Annotated in this window: 17 protein-coding genes; 16 read left to right on the forward strand and 1 reads right to left on the reverse strand. The window is 47.5% G+C overall.

Annotated features, from left to right (window positions below; all coding sequences use genetic code 11):
* Positions 1 to 28 precede the first annotated feature (28 nt).
* From ACRD7P_RS08350 to ACRD7P_RS08420, 15 genes are all read left to right on the forward strand, one after another.
* The gene (locus ACRD7P_RS08350; protein WP_430907091.1) at positions 29 to 1,162 is read left to right on the forward strand and encodes a Gfo/Idh/MocA family protein; all 1,134 of its coding nucleotides are present in this window, start codon (positions 29 to 31) and stop codon (positions 1,160 to 1,162) included.
* Between the two features lie 25 nt (positions 1,163 to 1,187).
* Positions 1,188 to 2,879: a dihydroxy-acid dehydratase gene (gene ilvD / locus ACRD7P_RS08355; RefSeq protein ID WP_430907092.1), complete on the forward strand. Its 1,692-nt coding sequence runs from the start codon at positions 1,188 to 1,190 to the stop codon at positions 2,877 to 2,879.
* 82 nt (positions 2,880 to 2,961) lie between these two features.
* Positions 2,962 to 3,780, forward strand: coding sequence for a transketolase (locus ACRD7P_RS08360; RefSeq protein WP_430907093.1), 819 nt, complete (start codon positions 2,962 to 2,964; stop codon positions 3,778 to 3,780).
* 2 nt (positions 3,781 to 3,782) lie between these two features.
* Positions 3,783 to 4,712 carry a transketolase family protein gene (locus tag ACRD7P_RS08365; protein ID WP_430907094.1) on the forward strand — a complete coding sequence of 310 codons (930 nt, stop codon included), beginning with the start codon at positions 3,783 to 3,785 and terminating at the stop codon, positions 4,710 to 4,712.
* Complete coding sequence (locus tag ACRD7P_RS08370; protein WP_430907095.1) at positions 4,712 to 5,743, forward strand: zinc-dependent alcohol dehydrogenase; 1,032 nt, start codon at positions 4,712 to 4,714, stop codon at positions 5,741 to 5,743. The genes ACRD7P_RS08365 and ACRD7P_RS08370 overlap by 1 nt, the downstream gene beginning before the upstream one ends.
* 97 nt (positions 5,744 to 5,840) lie before the next feature.
* On the forward strand, positions 5,841 to 6,278 hold the full coding sequence (locus tag ACRD7P_RS08375) for a cytochrome c oxidase assembly factor Coa1 family protein (protein WP_430907096.1): 438 nt from the start codon (positions 5,841 to 5,843) through the stop codon (positions 6,276 to 6,278).
* Positions 6,279 to 6,473: 195 nt separating this feature from the next.
* Entirely contained in the window at positions 6,474 to 7,361 is an 888-nt protein-coding gene (locus tag ACRD7P_RS08380; protein ID WP_430907097.1) for an SMP-30/gluconolactonase/LRE family protein, read from the forward strand.
* The gene (locus ACRD7P_RS08385) at positions 7,361 to 8,143 is read left to right on the forward strand and encodes an SDR family NAD(P)-dependent oxidoreductase (protein ID WP_430907098.1); all 783 of its coding nucleotides are present in this window, start codon (positions 7,361 to 7,363) and stop codon (positions 8,141 to 8,143) included. The genes ACRD7P_RS08380 and ACRD7P_RS08385 overlap by 1 nt, the downstream gene beginning before the upstream one ends.
* A 176-nt stretch (positions 8,144 to 8,319) precedes the next feature.
* A complete protein-coding gene (locus ACRD7P_RS08390; RefSeq protein WP_430907099.1) occupies positions 8,320 to 9,426 on the forward strand; it encodes a helix-turn-helix domain-containing protein in 1,107 nt (368 codons plus the stop codon).
* A gap of 77 nt (positions 9,427 to 9,503) precedes the next feature.
* The gene (locus ACRD7P_RS08395) at positions 9,504 to 10,421 is read left to right on the forward strand and encodes a hypothetical protein (protein ID WP_430907100.1); all 918 of its coding nucleotides are present in this window, start codon (positions 9,504 to 9,506) and stop codon (positions 10,419 to 10,421) included.
* 361 nt (positions 10,422 to 10,782) lie between these two features.
* Positions 10,783 to 11,712 (forward strand): hypothetical protein, encoded by a 930-nt coding sequence (locus ACRD7P_RS08400; protein ID WP_430907101.1) that lies wholly within the window; start codon positions 10,783 to 10,785, stop codon positions 11,710 to 11,712.
* A 6-nt stretch (positions 11,713 to 11,718) separates the two neighbouring features.
* The gene (locus tag ACRD7P_RS08405) at positions 11,719 to 12,585 is read left to right on the forward strand and encodes a fructosamine kinase family protein (RefSeq protein WP_430907102.1); all 867 of its coding nucleotides are present in this window, start codon (positions 11,719 to 11,721) and stop codon (positions 12,583 to 12,585) included.
* Positions 12,586 to 12,587: 2 nt separating this feature from the next.
* The gene (locus ACRD7P_RS08410; RefSeq protein WP_430907103.1) at positions 12,588 to 13,109 is read left to right on the forward strand and encodes a hypothetical protein; all 522 of its coding nucleotides are present in this window, start codon (positions 12,588 to 12,590) and stop codon (positions 13,107 to 13,109) included.
* A 27-nt stretch (positions 13,110 to 13,136) separates the two neighbouring features.
* Complete coding sequence (locus tag ACRD7P_RS08415; RefSeq protein WP_430907104.1) at positions 13,137 to 15,281, forward strand: PQQ-binding-like beta-propeller repeat protein; 2,145 nt, start codon at positions 13,137 to 13,139, stop codon at positions 15,279 to 15,281.
* Entirely contained in the window at positions 15,278 to 16,462 is a 1,185-nt protein-coding gene (locus ACRD7P_RS08420; protein WP_430907105.1) for a hypothetical protein, read from the forward strand. The genes ACRD7P_RS08415 and ACRD7P_RS08420 overlap by 4 nt, the downstream gene beginning before the upstream one ends.
* A 21-nt stretch (positions 16,463 to 16,483) precedes the next feature.
* Here the strand turns inward: ACRD7P_RS08420 and ACRD7P_RS08425 are convergent, their stop codons facing one another.
* Positions 16,484 to 18,046, reverse strand: coding sequence for a sulfatase family protein (locus ACRD7P_RS08425; protein ID WP_430907106.1), 1,563 nt, complete (start codon positions 18,044 to 18,046; stop codon positions 16,484 to 16,486).
* A 367-nt stretch (positions 18,047 to 18,413) separates the two neighbouring features.
* On the opposite strand from ACRD7P_RS08425, the gene ACRD7P_RS08430 reads away from it, so the two are divergent.
* On the forward strand, positions 18,414 to 19,904 hold the full coding sequence (locus ACRD7P_RS08430; protein ID WP_430907107.1) for an acyl-CoA synthetase: 1,491 nt from the start codon (positions 18,414 to 18,416) through the stop codon (positions 19,902 to 19,904).
* The last annotated feature ends 35 nt before the right edge of the window (positions 19,905 to 19,939 follow it).

Consider the following 19,939-nt stretch of genomic DNA (forward strand, 5'->3'; position numbering starts at 1 on the left):
TACGAACCGGGCAAGCTCCGTAAAAGCAATGAAAAAATCCGTCAACATCGGCATAATAGGTTCTCAGTTTATGGGCAAGGCCCATAGCAACGGTTATTTGAAACTCCCCCATTTCGTTGAATTGGAAGGAAAACCGAACATGCATACCGCTTGTGGCAGAAATGGAGCGGCCCTAGAAGCGTTTTCCAAAAAATACGGATGGCAACACCAAGAGACCGATTGGAAGCGAATGGTACGGAACGATGCCATAGACCTTGTAGACGTATGCACGCCGAACAACCTCCACCGGCCCTGCGTTTTGGAAGCGGTAGCAAATGGCAAACATGTGCTTTGCGAAAAACCCATGGCCATGAACTATGGGGAGGCCCTAGAAATGTACGAGGCCGCAGAAACTGCCGGCGTCGTACATATGATGATATTTAATTACCGGTTTGTCCCGGCATTGGCATTGGCCAAAAAACTGATCGAATCTGGAAAATTAGGAGCCATCCATCATTTTAACGCCGTCTATTATCAGGACTGGTTGGTGGATCCCAAGTTTCCCATGGTTTGGAGGCACGACGCCAAAACCACAGGTTCCGGTGCACATGGCGACATGAATGCGCACATTATTGATCTGGCACGTTTTCTGATCGGTGATTTTGAAGCTGTTACCGGATTGCAGGAAGTTTTTGTAAAAGAGCGTCCCCTTCAAAACGGAAAGGGGACCGGTAAGGTTACGGCCGACGATACCACCCTTTTTATGGCGCGCTTTAAAAATGGAGCATTGGGGTCTTTCAATGCATCACGTTTTGCCAATGGCTTCAAAAATCACTTAAGACTTGAAATTTTCGGTAGTGAGGGCAGTATTTGTTTTAATCTGGAGCGCCTGAACGAACTACAATATTTCAGTTCGTCCGACGACCCTTCACTTCAAGGCTTTAAAACTATTTTGGTCACGGAAAACAGCCATCCCTATATCGACGCCTGGTGGCCTCCCGGCCATATTATCGGTTGGGAACATACCTTCGTACACCAGTTTGCACAACTCATCGACGGCATTGCAAAAAAGGAACAAGTGGTCCCAAATTTTTACGATGGCCTCTGCTGCCAGGAAGTATTGGACGCGGTAACCCTTTCGGCCAAAAAAGAAGCATGGATTTCAATAAATAACAATCAATAACCAGTAGCATAAGAATAAACGACCTATGAGCGAGATCAATAAATACAGTAAACATGTAACGCAAAACGACGAAAGGCCCGGAGCACAATCCATGCTTCACGCGGCCGGACTTTCCACCGACGATCTTAAAAAAGCACAGGTCGGTATCGTCAGTTGTGGTTGGGAGGGAAACCCGTGCAACATGCACCTCAACGCACTGGCCAAAGAAATGAAGCATAACGTGGTCGAAAACGACCTGGTGGGCCTGATCTATCATACCTCCGGGGTAAGTGATGCCATTTCTATGGGGACCACAGGTATGCGCTTTTCACTGCCTTCAAGGGATATTATTGCGGACTCCGTGGAAATGGTTACCTCGGCGCAATGGTATGATGCCACTATCGCTGTAGTCGGTTGTGATAAAAATATGCCCGGTGCCCTAATGGGCATCAACCGGGTAAACCGTCCGGGGATTATCGTGTATGGCGGGACCATAAAAAGTGGGTGCCATAATGATAAAAAGCTGGACATCACCTCTTCTTTCGAAGCGGTAGGGCAAAAAATGTCGGGTCAGATCACACCGGAGGAATTTAAAAATATCGTTCGCAATGCCTGTCCAGGTCCAGGTGCCTGTGGCGGTATGTATACCGCAAATACCATGGCATCTGCCATAGAGGGCTTGGGTATGAGCATGCCCTTTAACTCCTCGTTTCCGGCCGTAAGCCAACAAAAGGCCGATGAGGCCAATAACATCGGTGCCGCCATCAAGAATATTCTTGAAAAGGATATCAGACCAAAAGACATCCAAACCCGTGAAGCGTTCGAAAATGCACTTCGGTTGATCATCGTTTTGGGTGGATCCACCAATGCGGTCATTCATATGATCGCCCTGGCGAAATCGGTAGGCGTACCCTTAAGTATGGACGATTTTCAACAAGCGAGCAATACCACACCATTGTTGTCGGACCTTAAACCCAGCGGCCAGTTTGTAATGGAAGAGCTTAACGATGTCGGTGGTGTTCCAGGGGTAATGAAAATGATGTTAAAAGAAGGCCTGTTGCATGGTGACTGTATGACGGTTACCGGCAAAACCTTGGCAGAAAACCTTGGTGAGGTCGCGCACCTAGAAGAAGGACAAAAAGTTGTAATGCCACTGGACAAACCCCTTAAAAAGGAAGGACACCTGCAGATTCTCTATGGCAATCTGGCGAAAGAAGGGGCCGTAGCAAAAATTACGGGAAAAGAAGGGGAAGTGTTCGAAGGAACCGCCAATATCTTTGATTCGGAAGATGAGGCCAACTCCGCAATTCTTGATGGAAAGGTTTCAGCGGGAGATGTGGTCGTTATCCGGTATTGCGGACCAAAAGGAGGACCGGGAATGCCCGAAATGTTAAAGCCTACGGCGTCCATTATGGGAATGGGGCTCGGTAAAAAAGTGGCCCTTATTACCGACGGTAGGTTTTCCGGTGCCACACATGGTTTTGTTGTAGGCCATGTTACGCCGGAAGCGCAGACCGGTGGTGCATTGGCGCTGATAAAAAATGGGGACATCATTAAAATTGATGGCGTTACGAACAGCTTGGAGGTGAAACTGTCGGAAAATGAGCTGGCACAGCGCCGGGCCGATTGGAAAGCACCAAAAATTAATGCCGAACATGGGCTTTTGCTCAAATATGCGCACTTTGTGGCCACTGCCTCCGAAGGATGCGTTACCGACGAACTGAACAAGGAACTGTAAGCATAGTGTGTGTGGCCAAAGCCATGCTTTGGAACCGCACAACGGTACAGAATCATTAAAGTACTTCAACTAAAAAAATAGTATGATCGACAAAGAAAAACATGAATTTTTGAAAGCCAAAGCTAACGATATCCGAAGGGAAATCGTAGCCATGGTGCACCGTGCGAACTCGGGCCATGTTGGCGGGAGCTTGGGTGCGGCCGATATCGTTACCGCGCTGTATTACCACGTCATGCGGCACGACCCCAACAAACCCGAGTGGGACGACCGCGATCGCTTTATCCTCTCCAAAGGACATTGTACACCGGTCATCTATGCCGCGCTGGCCGATTGTGGTTATTTTCCCAAAGAAGATCTTTTGGAGTTCCGTCGACCGGGATCCCATTTGCAGGGCCATCCCTATCAACCCAAGACCCCAGGTATCGACGCCAGTACGGGCACTTTAGGTATCGGTATCTCAACGGGTGTAGGCATGGCACTTGGCGCAAAACTTAAAAAACAAGAGCACTACTACTATATTCTCTGCGGTGACGGTGAAATTCAAGAAGGGCAGGTTTGGGAAGCGGCCGCTTTTGCCAACAAGTACAAGTTGAACAATGTGATAGGCTTTGTTGATCGAAATTACCTGCAGACCGACGGATATTCCGAAAAAGTAATGCCGATGGACCCTTTGGCCCCAAAGTGGGAGAGTTTCGGATGGAAGGTATTTACCATTGACGGGCATGATTTTGAAGAGATCATATCCACCATCGAAAAAGCAAAAAAAGAGGACCGCCCGGTAATGATCATCGCCAATACCACCAAAGGAAAAGGGGTGTCGTTCATGGAAGGCGAAGCCGAATGGCACGGTAAACCGCCGGCAAAAGAACATTTTGATAAAGCAATGTTAGAACTCAAGTAACTATGGAATACAAAGCAACAAAACAAGGCTATGCCGATGCGTTACGGGAATTGGGACGTGAAAATGAGAACATATTGGTCATGGATGCCGATGTGGCCAAAGCGACCCTTACCGAACAATTTGAGGCCGAATTTCCAGATCGTTTTTTCAATTGTGGCGTACAGGAACAAAACATGTTATCGGCCGCGGCCGGACTGGCGTTGGAAGGTTTTATCCCCTTCGCCTCTACTTTTGGAGTATTTGCCACCTGTCGTGCAGGCGACCAAATGCGCAGCAGTATCGCCTATCCCAAACTGAACGTTAAAATCGGCGTTACCCATTGTGGAATAAGCGTTGGTGGGGATGGGGCATCGCATCAATCCAACGAGGATATTGGTATGGCGCGCACTTTGCCCAACATGACCGTTATTGTCCCCGGTGACTACGAAGAATCACGTTTGGCCACCCATGCGGCCGCCAAAATGAAGGGCCCCGTATACCTCCGCTTTGGAAGGGACAAATACCCGGTCGTTTCCGAAATTCACGGCTCCTTTGAAATCGGAAAGGCCAAAACCATTCGGGAAGGATCGGACCTCACTATTATAACGACCGGTATATTGGTAAACGAAGGCCTGCTTGCGGCAGCCGTTCTGTCCGAACAGGGCTACTCCGTACGTGTGGTACACATGCATACGATCAAACCCATCGATACCGATGCCATTTTAAAAGCGGCAAGGGAAACAAAGGGAATCGTTACGGCCGAAGAACACTCCATTTTGGGCGGTCTTGGCGAGGCGGTAGCGGCCATTGTATCCGAAAATCATCCTTGTCCCGTACAACGTGTCGGCGTAATGGATACCTTTGGAGAATCAGGGCAAAGCCAGGAATTGTTGGACATTTATGGGCTACGTGCACCGAATATTGTTGAAAAGGCCTTAAAAATATTACGCTAATGGAAGCACTGGTCAAATATGACAAAGGGCCGGGCAATGTAAGGCTTCAGGAAATGGCCGAGCCTAAGGTCGAGAACGGCATGGTATTGTTGGAGGTCAATTCCTGTGGTATTTGCGGTACCGACCTTCACGTATACCACGATACCTTTAAAAATTATCCGCCCGTTATTCTCGGACATGAGTTTTCGGGAAGGGTCGTCGACAAAGGGAACCATACGGATGGGATAGCCCTAGGTCAACGGTATTCCGTATTGGGTGCGCTTACCGTTATTTGTAACGACTGTGAGTATTGCCACAGTGGCGAATTTATGTTCTGCAAGGCCAAACGCGGCATGGGACATGGGGTAAACGGAGCGTTTACCAAATACGTAGCGGCCCGGCCCGATCAATTATATGCCACCGAGGACCACGTAAGCGACGATGTTTCAGCGTTGGTGGAGCCTTTTGCCGTGGCCGTGCACGCGGTAGGGGAAATTGCCCATTTGCAGTTTGGCGATACCGTGCTTTTGTCAGGACCTGGACCAATCGGGATGCTGTTGCTCAAAATGCTTTTGGCGCAAGGGATAAAAACGATCGTTGCCGGAACCAGTGAAGATGCCGACAAACTCGAAACGGCAAAAACATGGGGCGCACATACCGTTGTTAAAGTGGATCAAGAAGATCTACAGGCCATAGTGAGAGATGAAACCCGGGGAAAAGGGGTCGATATTGCCTTTGAAACGGCCGGCGCCGCGGCATCGGCGGCCAATTGTTTGCAAGCGATACGGCCTTTAGGGCAATATGTTCAAGTAGGACACTTTGGCAAGGACATCCGCATACCTTTTGATCTATCGGCCTTTCGGCAATTGACCATAAAAGGATCTGTTGGATACACCAGGGCCACATGGGACCGTGCCATAGAGATCATAAACCAGGGAACCATACGGTTGGAAGATGTCATCACGCACCGGATGCCCTTGACCGATTGGAAAAAAGGATTTGAACTTATGGAGCAAAAAAAGGCTTTGAAGATTCTCCTTAGCCCGCAGTAAACAATGTTTCTGGAATAGAACTTCGTTTTGAGAGGCGAAAATGCAATAAAAGCATCTTGAAATAGGGTGCCAGAACAACTAGCGATTCCAATCGATTATGGATCAAAGGACGCGTGCAACAAAAGACTGGAAACGCCATTGGAAATGGATACTTCCCGTGACGGTGCTTTGTTTGGTGTTGTTATATAGCCTTCCAAAGGAAATCGGTACCAACGTACTTCATATCGCTGCGGGTAATGCCGATAAGGAAGTATGTGACAAGGCCTTGGTTTTGGCAAATAAGAACGCTAGGGTAAGGGAACAGCTGGGAGCCTTGGAACCCCTTGGTGCGCTTGCTATTTTTGAAGGCCATGTACGCTATTCAAAGGCGAAGGATTCCGTTTTTATGGCACTTACCATAAAAGGGGCCAAGGGAAAAGGAAAGTTGGACGTACTAGCGTACAAAACGGATACGTTATGGGCGCTTCAAAAAGTCGCCGTTCGTTTAAAAGAACCGAAGTTTAGAAAAGAAACAATAAGCGTATTAGAAAAATAATACCATTTTTGCTTTAAAATTACACCAATAAAATGCCGTCATTTTTTGCTTGGACGAAAACGGAAAAGGGCCATTTTTGACGGGTAATTTTAAGGTAGAAATGGTATAAATGAGGCTTCTAGGAACACATCGACCCTGCCATGTGTCGGCAACCGGTGAACATTGAAGCGATCGTAAAGCGCGAAACCAATACAAATGATGATAAAAGGTACGGCCGAACTATTGTTGGACACAAACGCTGTTTTAGGGGAGGGTCCTGTTTGGGACTGGAAAAAACAACAGCTTTTTTGGGTCGATATCGAGGGCACCAAACTGCATCGGTACGATCCGAAGGATGGGAAACATCGGTTCTGGGATTTTGAACAAATGATCGGTGCCGCGGTTCCCGATGAAAACGGCACATTTTTACTTGCTATGGAGTCCGGTTTGGCCACTTTTGACCCGGACAGCGGAAAGTTGGCCGAACTTCCCGTATTGCAAAATTCGAATACCGCAATGCGTTACAACGATGGTAAGGTAGATCCCCAGGGGCGTTTCTGGATCGGTAGCATGCACAAACAGGTAGCACCCGAAACGGGAGCCTTCTATTGTGTTGACGCGGATTGGAACGTAAGCGAACAAATATCGAAAACGACCATTTCCAACGGTATGGCGTGGACTTCCGACCAACGATGGTTCTACTATATCGATACGGCCAATTATGAAGTTTGGCGTTTTACCTTTCATCCCGAAACAGGGGATATTTCCAATAAAGAAGTCGCGTTTTCGGTACCAAAATCCTATGGCGGACCGGACGGGATGTGTATCGATTCGCACGACATGCTGTGGATCGCACACTGGGGCGGGCACTGTGTTCGTCGGTGGGACCCCAATACCGGCTCCGTTTTAGAACAGGTAACGGTCCCGGCGCCCCACGTTACTTCCTGTTGTTTTGGTGGGGAGCACTTGGATACGCTGTACATTACCACCGCAAAAAGTGGATTGGACAATACGCAACGTACTGCCTATCCAAAAAGTGGCGGACTCTTTACATATGTTCCCAAAACGGGAGGGACTCCTATCCATTATTTTAAAAAAAGTTAATGCAATACAAGGGAATCAAAGATAAGGTCGCTATAGTCACAGGAGCCGCAGATGGTATCGGCTACGCTATTGTAGCGGCGCTTTTGCAAGAAGGCGCAAAAGTGATATTAAACGATGTAGATGCCGACAAAGCGGCCAATGCTATAAAAACTATTTCACAGCAGCATCCCAATTGTTGTATGGCCGTTCCCGGCGACGCAGGGGCCATTTCGACCATCGATTCCATGGTGGATGCTGCCTACGACACCTTTGGAAGGCTTGATTTTGTTGTCCCGAATGCCGGAATCACCTTATTTGGGGATTTCCTGACGTTTACACCGGAAGCCTTTCAAAAAGTGGTCGGACTCAACCTGCAAGGGGCATTTTTTCTGGTACAACGGGCCGCGAAACGTATTATTTCGGAAAAGGGGAAGGGTAAAGTGGTGTTAATGTCATCAACAGTGGGTATTCGCGCCTATAAACACCTGACCACCTATGCAATGACGAAATCGGCCTTGCGGACCATGGCGGTGAACTTGGCATACGAATTGGGTTCCCGGGGCATCAACGTTAATGTAATCGCGCCAGGGGCGACCCTTACCGAAAGAACACGGCAAGAACAACCGGATTATGAAGGGATGTGGCGCCAATTGAACCCTAACGACCGGGTAGGAACCCCACAGGATATCGCGCAAACCTGTCTGTTCCTGCTTTCCGATGCCGCAATCCATATCAATGGCCAAACCATAACCGTGGACGGGGGTTGGATTACCGCCGGAGGATACCCTGAGGACATTGAATAACTGATTTTCGTCCTAAGATACCCTTGTAATGCTTTAACAGGTATTTTCCTTTTCCTTGGTTCTATTTTACGATAGACACACTGCATCTAGAGGGTAATAATTACGGTTCAAATCGATAATTCCCTACAAGGATTTACGTTTAAGGGTCCTAGACCCGCGTTCTTTGTCCTTAAAAAATGGATTCACTTTCTCTAGGTGATGTATTCACGCTTTTCCTTATTACTGCAACTTTTCAAGGCTTTCTGTTGGGCTGTATCGTTCACCGGCAAACGGCCCGAAACAAAAACCCGAATCGCTACCTGGTGCTGCTTTTATACAGCGCCTCCTTCTCACTACTGCTTTATCTGTTGATCATACCTTTACATCTTCTCCCACATAGGGCCATAGTGTTCTTGGATTCATTTGCATTTTTGTTCGCACCTCTGCTATTCTTGTTTGTCCGAAAAACACTTGCTTTTTCAGCCCTAGAACGAACCTGGAGCACGCTTCTTTTTACGCCCGCCTTCCTACATTTTTGTTATGGACTCACGCTCTTTAGGTATTCCGAACAGCAAATGGACCAATTGCTCCAAGCCAAGGCATTCACCGCTGAATGGGCCGTTATATTTATCCTTTTGATTCTTTGGAGCGCATGGCTGTGGTGTTTAACAGTCGGTCTGGTATGTCGGCGGTATACCCAAAACACAAAAAATACCAACCGGTACCAGCTAAGGTTTCTTATTGTTTTTCTAATCGCCTTGCTACTGGGTATCGGTATCAGTGCCTGTTTTGCGTTGGACTTCTTTTTTGGAATTCAAATACTTCCTTTTACAAAAACCTATATCGGATGGATTCTCATTCCATTCGTAATTTACGGGGCTACCTATTCACTTATGGATCGGCCGGAACTTTTAAGGACCGTTCGTCCCCGGGTACGAACCTCTTTAAACGATTCCCCTGAACTGAAACAGATAAAGGCCGCCCTGGAACATGGGATGCGGGCGGAACATTTGTACCGAAACCCGACACTGTCGCTAAAGGAACTCTCGGAAAAACTTCAAATCGGCCAAACCAAACTCTCCAAAACCATCAACCAATGCTATCACTGTAATTTCTATGATTTCGTTAATCGGTACCGGCTTCAAGATTTTGTCGAAAAAATATCCTTGAACGAACATAAAAAAAGCACCTTGATCGGTATCGCCTACGATGTAGGGTTCAACTCTAAAACCACTTTCAACAAATCCTTTAAACGCCGATTCAAAATAACCCCCAAACAGTATATCGACCGCTTTGTAAAGTAGTACGCCTACATGCGCACGAACGACATCACGGATTGCATGTTGTACCCTTGTTCCATGTTTAATTTAAATCGAAAACAATGAAAACAACATCAATGATCCGCAACATCCATTTTCCCATTGCAATCACCTTCCTCATATGGCTTACGGGCTGTATAGCAGATTACAAGGGAGGAGGTCCCTCCAAAACGGAAACCCGTTCCGAACTTCGACAGCTGCTATCCGAATTTGCCGTCAGCGAGGAGGAAAAAAATGCAGAAGCCCATCGAGCCTTGTACCTTTCGGACGCCGCAACCGTTAATTTCGTCTTGAAAAACAATGGCAGCCCAAATACCGCTACCCTGACCAGGGACCAATGGATCGGTTTTTTTACGAGTTGGGACTACGAGTACTTCCCCGTTTATTCCGATATTGAATTTACCATCAAAAAAGGCATGGCACTGGACAGCCATCTTTTCCAAGGATTTCGGGATGGTGAAGAAGATCTGTTCGGTAATGATCTTTTTATGTATGTAAATACCAATGAGGGATGGAAAATTGTAAGCTTGTCCGCTACCATTACCGCACCGGACGACCCTACGGACTATACCGACTTGCAAATCGGTTCAAACCCGGAAACCCTTTTCAAGGAGTTAAAAAACGCCTTCGACTCGAAAGATCAAGATGCGTTCGACCAAAGCTTTATCGCTCCGAACGCACCCTGCTTTCGATTTAAAAACCGTTTTACCGAAAACTTTACCGCGAATGCGCATACAGCAGGGGTTTTCTTGCATCAATTGGATGGCATCGATGCAAACGCCCAAATTGATTTCAGCAACATAAAACTATCGATAAAAGATGGCTATACCGCTAGGGCAAGTGCTTCCTACACCATTGCGCTTGGCAGGCGAACAATCGAAAAAGGGAACCTTTTGGCAACCTTTATCGGCACACTGGAGCAAGGATGGAAACTTTCCGCTATGGTATTTTCCATCGATAAGAGCTTAGCGAGCTATTGACATAGGGTTGACACTTGGTCGCCGTATATTTGGTATAAACTCGCGACGTTTCAAAGTTTTGAACAGGCCTCCAATATAGAATGCTAAGGTATTTTTGTGGCCTGTTCTTTACCTTTGTGCCTTTAGGTTTTGCCATACACCGCCGCAAGTCGGTCAAAAATTTAACCAAGCCGTTGTCCGTTTAAAACGCATAGGCTTATAGGGAAAGAATGAAAATATTTTCCAAAAACCCGGCAAATTAAGGGGTTAAACAGCGCCTAGTAGATTATCTTATGGGTTATAAATCACCAAGTATCAATGGCGACCGACATCTTGTTACGAGTGGTATAAAGTGCTTTTTTTCAACCAACGACCATGACCAATGAACAAAATGTATAAGCGTATCGACATCAAAACAGTATGGCTACCAATGGTCGCGCTTTTGTTCGCTATGGCGCCAGCTAACGCACAATCCCGATCAGCTTGCTCCGATCTGCTTTGGGAACAAGTTGGGGGACGTCCATCTGAAGCGGAATCGGAAGGAAGCCATTTTGAAATTATCGACGAAAGCAGGAAGGGTTTTCTAAAAATAAAAAGAACCGAGGAAGGTTGTGGCTGCTATGGCGAAACGACCGCGGCGGCTTACAAAGGTTCCGACGAATCCTATACCGTATTGAAAACGGATCGGGACGGCTGTGCTTCCAGCAAAACGGTGGCATCGAACAAGGCGCTTCGATCAATTTTACCCGAAGGTTTTGGTATGCACACCTTCGGTCCGAACATCCAAATCGACTCCAGCGTTGTTGCGAATGCCTTATTTTATTTAGACATTGTCCCTCCAAGAACCGGAACGGACACTACAGTAAAACTAGGGTACATACCCGTAGGGATTCGCGTTTCCAATTCGTTGCTTTCGTTAGAGGGGTATGGGTTGATAGAAGGTGAGCACGGCCCCAATTATCGGTTTCAGGACGCATTCCCGTTTTTCTTTGATCAACTTCAAGACAGTACAGCGCTAACACACCTCTTAAACCAAGATTACCGGAACCTCACCCCTGAAGATCAAAACACGATCGAAAAATTTGTAGGAGCCCAAAAAAACTTTAAAAATAGGAAAGCGCTTTCGGCAGCAATTGCGGAACTATGGAAAGCATATAAGGTGTACGAACGGTTATCCTATGATGGGGTCGTTCTTGGTTGGAACAGGGATCAACAGCGCTTTTTTATAAAGGAAAAACTAAAAAAAGTAGGTCCCGAGTTATCCTTTTACGCATTCGTAAAACAACTGCCCTACTTGCATGCAATATGTTGACTTGGGATGGAAGCTAACCTGAAGAAACATCTGGAATACCTGCTGTGCGTTCGTATTTTGAACATACGTACCCTTTCCGGTAGTGCGCTGTCCGAGACGTATCTTTTGGAAACGGAAACCGAACGTTTCTTCTGTAAAATACACCGTGGCCCACAGGCATTGGATATGTTTCGCTCCGAACAAAGCGCGCTAAAGGCCATTGCCGCCACAAAGACCGTTGCAACCCCTACCGTACGGCTTTGCGAGGGTTTGGAAAAGGGTGCGCTACTGCTGATGGACTTTGTGGCCCCCAAACGACCGGAACCCAACGAAATGGTAGCTTTGGGCCATCAGTTGGCGGCCCAGCACAAACTGTCCCATGCCCCTACTTTCGGATGGGAAGCGGACAATTTTATCGGAAGTTTGCCACAATCCAATACAAGGGATAAAAACTGGGCGGCTTTTTATGTTCGGGAAAGGTTACTACCACAACTGCGTAGGGCCTTGGATGCACAACTTCTAAAAACAAACGACATCCCAAGCGAAGCCGTACTCCTAAAAACCTGCGAAAACGTGTTTCCAGAAGCCGTCCCCTGCTTGCTGCACGGAGATCTTTGGTCGGGCAATGTTATCATCTCGAACACGGGAACGCCCTATCTTATCGATCCAGCGGTATACTATGGCCACTATGAGGTAGATTTGGCAATGACACGCCTTTTTGGCGGGTTTCCCGAAGTATTCTACCGGGCCCATGCTTCGCATTTCCCTGTAGCGCCCTACGCAAAAGAACGGAACGAACTCTATCAGCTCTATTATCTTTTGGTCCATTTAAATTTGTTCGGGAGTTCCTATTATACACAAGTATCCCATATTTTAAAACGCTATTTCAACTAGATATGGAAAATTTTGAAAACGCCCTGATGGGAGGACATCCCAATTCCTTGGGAAATACGGTGGAAGTCGTGGCCACTGTCCTAAAACATCCCGAACGTTTTGAAGAATTGTTTAACTGTTACTTCAGTGAGGATGAAGTGGTGCGCCTTCGCGTTTCCAATGCGATGAAACGCATCGGCAAAGAACAAAAAGCGCTATTGGTCCCTTATATCGATCGTTTTCTCGACGTTATTTCAACAATTGAACAGGCATCCACCCAATGGACCTTGGCCCAGTTGTTTTTGCTGTTAGAACGCGATTTAAACGCGCTACAACTACGGAAGGCAAAAGAGCTCCTGATAAAAAACCTTGGCCGCCATGACGATTGGATCGTACTCAATACCACTATGGAAACCCTGGGACGTTGGGCCAAAAAAGATGCCAAACTAAAGCAATGGTTGATTCCCCAGTTGGAACGTTTAAGCAAAGATTCGCGAAAATCCGTTCATGGAAGGGCAAAAAAAATACTCCTTAAAATCCAGTAGAATTTCCGTAATTTTAAGAAAAAAGTCATGAAGAAGGTTCCGAATACGAGAGCTATTACCGTGTTCTTCAATAGTTTGGCATTGCTGCTTATCCTTTTCGGCTGTGAAAGCCCCGAAAAAGAGAGCCCTTCGCGATCCATGTACACCACGTGGAGCTCGTACTTGGGCGATCCGGGAAGAACCCACTACTCCACATTGTCACAGATTACAAAAAAGAATGTTGGTCGGTTAAAAGTCGCCTGGTCCTACGAGGCTAGCGATTGGGGCCAAATGCAGATGAACCCCTTGGTCGTCGACAGTATGCTCTACGGTGTTACCGCTGCATTGCGCGTAGTGGCCCTTCATGCGGGAACCGGCAAGGAAATTTGGCAATTCGGAGATTCGGTAAAAGTTTGGCATTCCACCAGTCGAGGGGTTTCCTATTGGGAAAAGGGGAACGACAAACGCATTTTATGCACCCGCGGTAGCGACCTTTACGCTTTGGACGCCCTTACCGGAAAACCCGTTCCCGGTTTTGGGGAAAACGGCCGTGTAGATATGCGCTCGGGCCTTTCCGAAAAAGCCAAAAACAAGTTTGTAATTTCCAATACACCGGGCACCGTTTATAAAGATTTGATCGTGATGCCCATACGGGTTTCCGAGGGGCCCGGCGCACCTCCGGGCGATGTTATGGCGTTCAACATCCTGACCGGGGAAGTGGAGTGGGTTTTTCATACGATACCGGCTACCGGTGAAGCGGGCGCCGACACCTGGGGAAATCCAGAAATCAGAACGCATGAGCTTGTTGGTGCTGCCAATAGTTGGGCGGGTATGGCCGTAGATGACGAGGCTGGAATCCTTTTTGTACCCACTGGCTCCGCAGCTCCCGATTTTTATGGGGGTCCCCGCAAGGGAAGTAATCTCTATGCCAACAGTTTGGTAGCCCTGAACGCGGCTACCGGGGCCTATTTGTGGCATTTTCAATTTACCCATCACGATATTTGGGACCGCGATCTGCCCGCTCCGCCAAATTTATTGATGGTGGAAAGGAATGGAAAAAAAGTACCCGCGGTCGCTCAGGTTACCAAACAGGGATATGTGTATGTTTTTGACCGAAAAACAGGTGTTCCCCTCTTCGATATCGAGGAAATACCGGTGCCGGCATCTACCCTTGAAGGGGAAACCGCCTGGCCAACACAACCTTTTCCGGTTGCTCCCAAACCCTTTGCACGCCAGTCGACCGACCTCGGCGAAGACCAATTGAGTCCGTTTGCCAAAAACAAGGAGGAACTGCTTAGCATGTTCCGAAAAGCGGATAAACGCATTTATGCACCACCAAGCCTATCGCCCGTTCTTTTACTTCCAGGATATGACGGTGCGGCGGAATGGGGGGGTGCGGCCGTAGATCCACAGGAGGGGATACTTTATGTAAACAGCAACGAAATGCCGAGAATACTGCAAATGGGAAAGGCAACGGAAAAACCCATTGGCCTGCCCTTGGGGGAAGCGGTATATGGCCAATATTGTGCCAGCTGCCATCAAGCGGGCCGACAAGGTATGGAGGCCAGTGGGTTTCCGTCATTGCTCGATCTAGAGCTTCGCAAGGAGAAAAGCGAGGTCTCCGATATTATTGCGCACGGCAGGGGAATGATGACTGGTTTTCCGGACATTCCAAAGGAAGAAAAAGAGGCGTTGTTACGCTTTCTTTTTAATGAAGAGGTAAAACATAGCGTTACCGAAAGTAGTGCGACATCAACTGCCGAAAAAGTCCCATACGACCATAAGGGATACAACAAATTTTTGGATAGCGACGGATTGCCCGCGATAGCACCACCTTGGGGTACCTTACATGCTATCAATTTAAATACTGGAGAGTATATTTGGTCCGTTCCTTTCGGGAATACCCCGGAGTTAGGAGAAAAAGGCATCGGTACCGGTACCGAAAACTATGGCGGGCCCGTAGTTACCGAAAACGGATTGCTCTACATTGCGGCTACCCGCGATGGATATTTTAGGGTGTATGACAAGCAAAACGCCACCCTCTTGTGGGAGTACAAATTGCCGGCTCCGGCCTTCGCCACACCGGCCATGTACGAGCTGGACGGAAAACAATACATCGCCATCGCTTGTGGGGGCGAAAAATTAGGTACCAAAAAAGGAAATCAGATCATCGCTTTTGCCCTATCGGAATGAAAAATATACTGATCGTTTTTTTATTGCTTTTCATGTTTGGCTTAACGGCCCAACAACCCTATCAAAAGGGGGTAATCATCGATTCTCTTCCCGTTAACGGTTCGGACGTAGAGCTGTTTGCCCTGTACTTGCCCAAAACCATGAAGGCGGGCGAAAAGGCACCTATCGTCTTCTTGTTCGACCCTCAAGCCCAAGGCAAGACCGCCATAGCACACTTTATTTCCTCCGCTGAAAGTCATGGACTTATTGTGGTCTGCGCAAATCACATTCGAAACGGTCCCTATGAGCAAAATTTTGCCAAAGCGGAGCGATTGTTCGCACATGTACTTTCCAATTTTTCTATTGCGGAAAATCAAATCTATCTAGCGGGGTTTTCGGGAGGTTCGCGTTTGGCCACCGCAATCGCCGTACTTACCGATCAAATGGCAGGGGTCATCGCCTGTGGTGCCGGTTTCTCCCAACACCCAATGCACGGCCCTAGCGACCAACACTTTTCATACGTAGGGGTCTGCGGCACCAGGGATGTCAACCTTACGGAAATGTTCGGGGTGGTCTCCTACCTGGATACTATTGATTTTGATCATACGCTATTGACCTTTGAAGGTGGACATCGGTGGCCCCCTTCGGAAGTGTTGCATCGCGCTTTCGACTGGTTGGTTATCCGCAATCAAGACAAAACGGGCGGGACATTGCCAAAAACGTTTTTGGAAACCGCCTACTCCCGCGCCCAGGAAGGGATTCGCACAGCGGCCAAAAACGGACTTTTATTACAGCAAGCAAACGCTTATGAGCATACCATCGCCACCTTCGGTCCTTTTTTCCAAACGGACAGTATTGCCGACGCCATGGGCGTACTCAAGGCCAGCAAGGAGTACAAAAGCCAGAAAAAAGCCAGAAAAACAGCGCTTGCAAAAGAAACACAATTGGTGAGCACGATTTCCGACCGTTTTTATCAGGATTACCAAAAACCGGAAAAGGCCCGCCTTTCGTGGTGGCAGAAACAACTCGATAATTTAAACGGGGACGCATTGCGAAATACGGAAATGGAACGAATGGCCGATCGTATAAAAAACAGGATCTATATCATGACCATTGAACGCGCGCGAGCAGAAAACCCGAAACCTTCAGAAGCGCAAATCAACCTCTGTAAAAACATCAATCGTTTGGTATATGCCGAATAGGCCTTCCCCTATTCGAATCCTTCAATCGTCGGAACACGGAATTTCCATAAAGCCTCCCTTATCGCGCAACAACATGCGATAAGCGTTCACGCTATCCCCAACGTTAACATTCGACCTTTGATAATCCGGGGTATATTCCACGTTGTCCCAATAATCGGTCCTAGGCTTTTTTGCACGCAAGTCTCCCGTAGCTTCCATCCAGGCGTTGAGCGCGTTTCGCAAACGCTTAAGCGCTACTTCATGTTCGGGGTTCTCCACTTCGTTTTGGAGGTTATACGGATCTTTCGCTAAAACATATAGCTCCTCGGCCGGGCGTTTTCCGAAAGAAAGGTCAAAATAGTCCCTATCGTCAGCTTTTCCCTCCATTTGCATGATCAAAAACTTGGAAATGGAATTGTCAACATCCCCATACTGACCTACCGATTGGTGTACCTTAGGGTCCCCTGCCGGCCAGCGGTCGGGCTCAAAATTTTTGATGTACAGGTATTCCTGTGTTCTAACCGCACGGGCGGGATAGCTCAAATCTCCTTTGCGGACATTGGCATGCCTCTCGCGTTCCAAAAACACGGTGTCCCGTTGCTGGGCCATGTCCGTTTCTCCCTCAAAAAGCGGTAACAATGTTTGCCCTACGAACGATTTTGGGACTTCGATACCGGCGGCTTCTAAAAAAGTAGGTGCAAAGTCGATAAAATTCACAAATTCCGAAATCCTTTTTCCTCCTTCAATACGCCCTTTCCAGTACATGGCGAGCGGCATTCTTGTCCCATAATCGTAAAGGTTCGCTTTCGCTCGGGGGAAAGGCATGCCATTATCGCTGGTCATTACTACAATAGTATTGTCCAGAAGACCTTCCTTTCGCAGCCTATTGAGTATTGCGCCCGATTCCCTATCAAAACGCTCTACTTCAAAATAATAATCCAACATATCGCTACGTACACAGGGTACGTCCGGCAAAAAATCCGGAACGATTACCTCATCGATATCCATTCCGGTTTTGGCGCCCGAATTCCTTTCATACCTTCTGTGAGGGTCGTTACTCCCAAACCAAAAGGCAAAAGGCGTATCCCTTTGGGCATTTTCCAAAAAGCTTTTAAAACTATCGTATTCCTTCCCCGCGGGATTATGTTGGTAACCACCGGCCTTATAATCTCCCGGACCCCATCCTTTTCTGCTCCTTCCGGTATAATAGCCGGACTCTTGTAATAGCGACATCCAATTTTTAAACTTTTTTGGAATCACCGACCACAGGTTACCGGCACTTTCCATCTGATGCGGATAACGTCCCAATAAAATACTGGCACGCGAAGGGGAACAAGAAGGGGATGCGCAATAGGCGTTATCAAAAACAGCGCCTTCCGAGGCCAACCAGTCGAAGGTGGGCGTGCGAACCAAAGCGTCCCCATAATATCCCGCATGGGGATACGACCAATCGTCAGCAATAAGAAAAATGATGTTGGGACGCGTTTTCTGAAAGCTTTCCATAGCTGTCTTTTTTGTATGGCCCGACATTAGTAACAAGGGAAACATAATGCCAAGGAGCAAAAAACGACCGAACGTTCTAAAATGGCTACTTTTTAATTTCATAATTGAGGTATTTTAGACAAGCTAGATTCCAAAATGACCAAGGGAAATAGCGTAGTGGACAATGGATCTACTAAAAGTACTAAAAATGCCCAATACCGTATTTAAACCCGGATTATGCATTAGAACTTTGTAATGAAGCTTTTAGCCGCGATAAAATATGACATTTTATGAATGTAAGCATAGCACCGCTACGGTTACATTTAAAAATGTAGCGCAGCGCCATATTTTGAAGTAGCTGGAAGCTGTAATAGATTTTCTAATGCATAAAGCGGGTTAAATAGCGATACCGGGCTTTTGGGACAAATTTGTTGTAGCATTTGTCCTATATTGTTGTTCAAATGTTTAAAATACACCTTAGTTTTAAAACATGATAGAACTTCTGAACAGGGCCGTTTCCTTTGCCGAAAGAACAGCGCTCGTTTCCAACGGGAAACAGTATACCTATCAACACCTATTGGATGCATCGCAAAATGTAGCGGGAAACTTGCTGAATGGAGCAGCGGATTTGAACGAGGCCAGAATCACCTTTTTGGTACCGCCCTCTTTCGAGTACACCGCCGTGCAATGGGGCATATGGGCCGCCGGAGGTATTGCGGTGCCACTTTGCGTGCTGCACCCGTTACCTTCCATACAATATGTTGTGGAAGACACCCGAACCAATGTGGTTGTCGCACATACCGATTTTATCGATTTTCTAAAGCCTTTGGAAAAAGAAACCGGTATTGCCATAATACCCTTATCCGAACTGCTCAAAAAAAACACGGCATCACTTCCCGATATTTCCTTGGAGAGACGTGCCATGATCTTATACACCAGTGGTACCACCAGTAAACCAAAGGGGGTGGTAACCACCCATGCCAATATTGAAGCCCAGATCGTTACGCTTGTAAGTGCTTGGGAATGGCGAAAGGAGGACGCCATCTTGAATATTTTGCCCCTACACCATGTACACGGCATCATCAATGTAATGAGCTGTGCGCTCTGGAGTGGAGCATCCTGCGAATTTTTGCCCAAATTTGATGCAAAACAGGTGTGGGATGCCATTGCGTCGGGACGACTAACACTTTTTATGGCGGTACCGACCATTTATTACAAACTGATCTCCTTTTGGGAGAGCGCCTCGCGAGAAGTAAGGGAACGACTATCAAAAACGAGTTCCGAGTTGCGGTTAATGGTTTCAGGTTCGGCCGCCCTGCCGGTTCCCGTTTTGGAAAAGTGGCGGAGCATCACCGGGCAAACCTTACTGGAACGGTATGGTATGACCGAAATCGGCATGGGGCTTTCCAATGCCTATTCCGGTGAGCGCAGGCCGGGGCATGTAGGCCTTCCCTTGCCCGGGGTAAAAATGCGCTTGGTCAACAGCGACAACAAAACGGTCAAAGAAGGGGAGCCGGGTGAATTTCAATTCCAAGGGCCCAGTGTGTTTCAGGAGTATTGGAAAAAGCCGGAGGCGACCAAAAAGGCCTTTACCGATGATGGATGGTTTATTACCGGAGACATCGGAATGTACCATAACGGCATGTATAAGATTCTCGGCCGCGATAGTGTCGACATCATTAAATCCGGAGGGTACAAAATCTCCGCATTGGAAATTGAGGATGTTCTACGAAAATACGAGGGTATAGCGGATTGCGCCGTGGTGGGGCTACCGGACGAGGAGTGGGGCGAAATTATCGGAGCCTGTGTCGTATCCAACGCAAAAACCATTGATGCGGAAGCGGTGAAACACTGGCTCAAAGAGCGGCTGCCGGGTTACAAAATACCCAGGAAGTTCGTGCAGCGGCCGTCCTTGCCCAGAAATGTGCTGGGCAAAGTCACCAAAAATGAATTAAAAAAGAACTGGCCCAACGACAATTAGGCAAACCCAGTTTGCTTCGTAAAAGCCCATGAACA

The organism is Maribacter sp. 2-571 (genome assembly GCF_050589625.1).
GTDB lineage: Bacteria > Bacteroidota > Bacteroidia > Flavobacteriales > Flavobacteriaceae > Pelagihabitans.

Coding starts and splice junctions, on each gene's coding strand:
- ACRD7P_RS08350 (WP_430907091.1), top strand. CDS start 29: ATGAAAAAATCCGTCAACATCGGCATAATAGGTTCTCAGTTTATGGGC.
- ilvD (WP_430907092.1), top strand. CDS start 1,188: ATGAGCGAGATCAATAAATACAGTAAACATGTAACGCAAAACGACGAA.
- ACRD7P_RS08360 (WP_430907093.1), top strand. CDS start 2,962: ATGATCGACAAAGAAAAACATGAATTTTTGAAAGCCAAAGCTAACGAT.
- ACRD7P_RS08365 (WP_430907094.1), top strand. CDS start 3,783: ATGGAATACAAAGCAACAAAACAAGGCTATGCCGATGCGTTACGGGAA.
- ACRD7P_RS08370 (WP_430907095.1), top strand. CDS start 4,712: ATGGAAGCACTGGTCAAATATGACAAAGGGCCGGGCAATGTAAGGCTT.
- ACRD7P_RS08375 (WP_430907096.1), top strand. CDS start 5,841: ATGGATCAAAGGACGCGTGCAACAAAAGACTGGAAACGCCATTGGAAA.
- ACRD7P_RS08380 (WP_430907097.1), top strand. CDS start 6,474: ATGATGATAAAAGGTACGGCCGAACTATTGTTGGACACAAACGCTGTT.
- ACRD7P_RS08385 (WP_430907098.1), top strand. CDS start 7,361: ATGCAATACAAGGGAATCAAAGATAAGGTCGCTATAGTCACAGGAGCC.
- ACRD7P_RS08390 (WP_430907099.1), top strand. CDS start 8,320: ATGGATTCACTTTCTCTAGGTGATGTATTCACGCTTTTCCTTATTACT.
- ACRD7P_RS08395 (WP_430907100.1), top strand. CDS start 9,504: ATGAAAACAACATCAATGATCCGCAACATCCATTTTCCCATTGCAATC.
- ACRD7P_RS08400 (WP_430907101.1), top strand. CDS start 10,783: ATGAACAAAATGTATAAGCGTATCGACATCAAAACAGTATGGCTACCA.
- ACRD7P_RS08405 (WP_430907102.1), top strand. CDS start 11,719: ATGGAAGCTAACCTGAAGAAACATCTGGAATACCTGCTGTGCGTTCGT.
- ACRD7P_RS08410 (WP_430907103.1), top strand. CDS start 12,588: ATGGAAAATTTTGAAAACGCCCTGATGGGAGGACATCCCAATTCCTTG.
- ACRD7P_RS08415 (WP_430907104.1), top strand. CDS start 13,137: ATGAAGAAGGTTCCGAATACGAGAGCTATTACCGTGTTCTTCAATAGT.
- ACRD7P_RS08420 (WP_430907105.1), top strand. CDS start 15,278: ATGAAAAATATACTGATCGTTTTTTTATTGCTTTTCATGTTTGGCTTA.
- ACRD7P_RS08425 (WP_430907106.1), bottom strand. CDS start 18,046: ATGAAATTAAAAAGTAGCCATTTTAGAACGTTCGGTCGTTTTTTGCTC.
- ACRD7P_RS08430 (WP_430907107.1), top strand. CDS start 18,414: ATGATAGAACTTCTGAACAGGGCCGTTTCCTTTGCCGAAAGAACAGCG.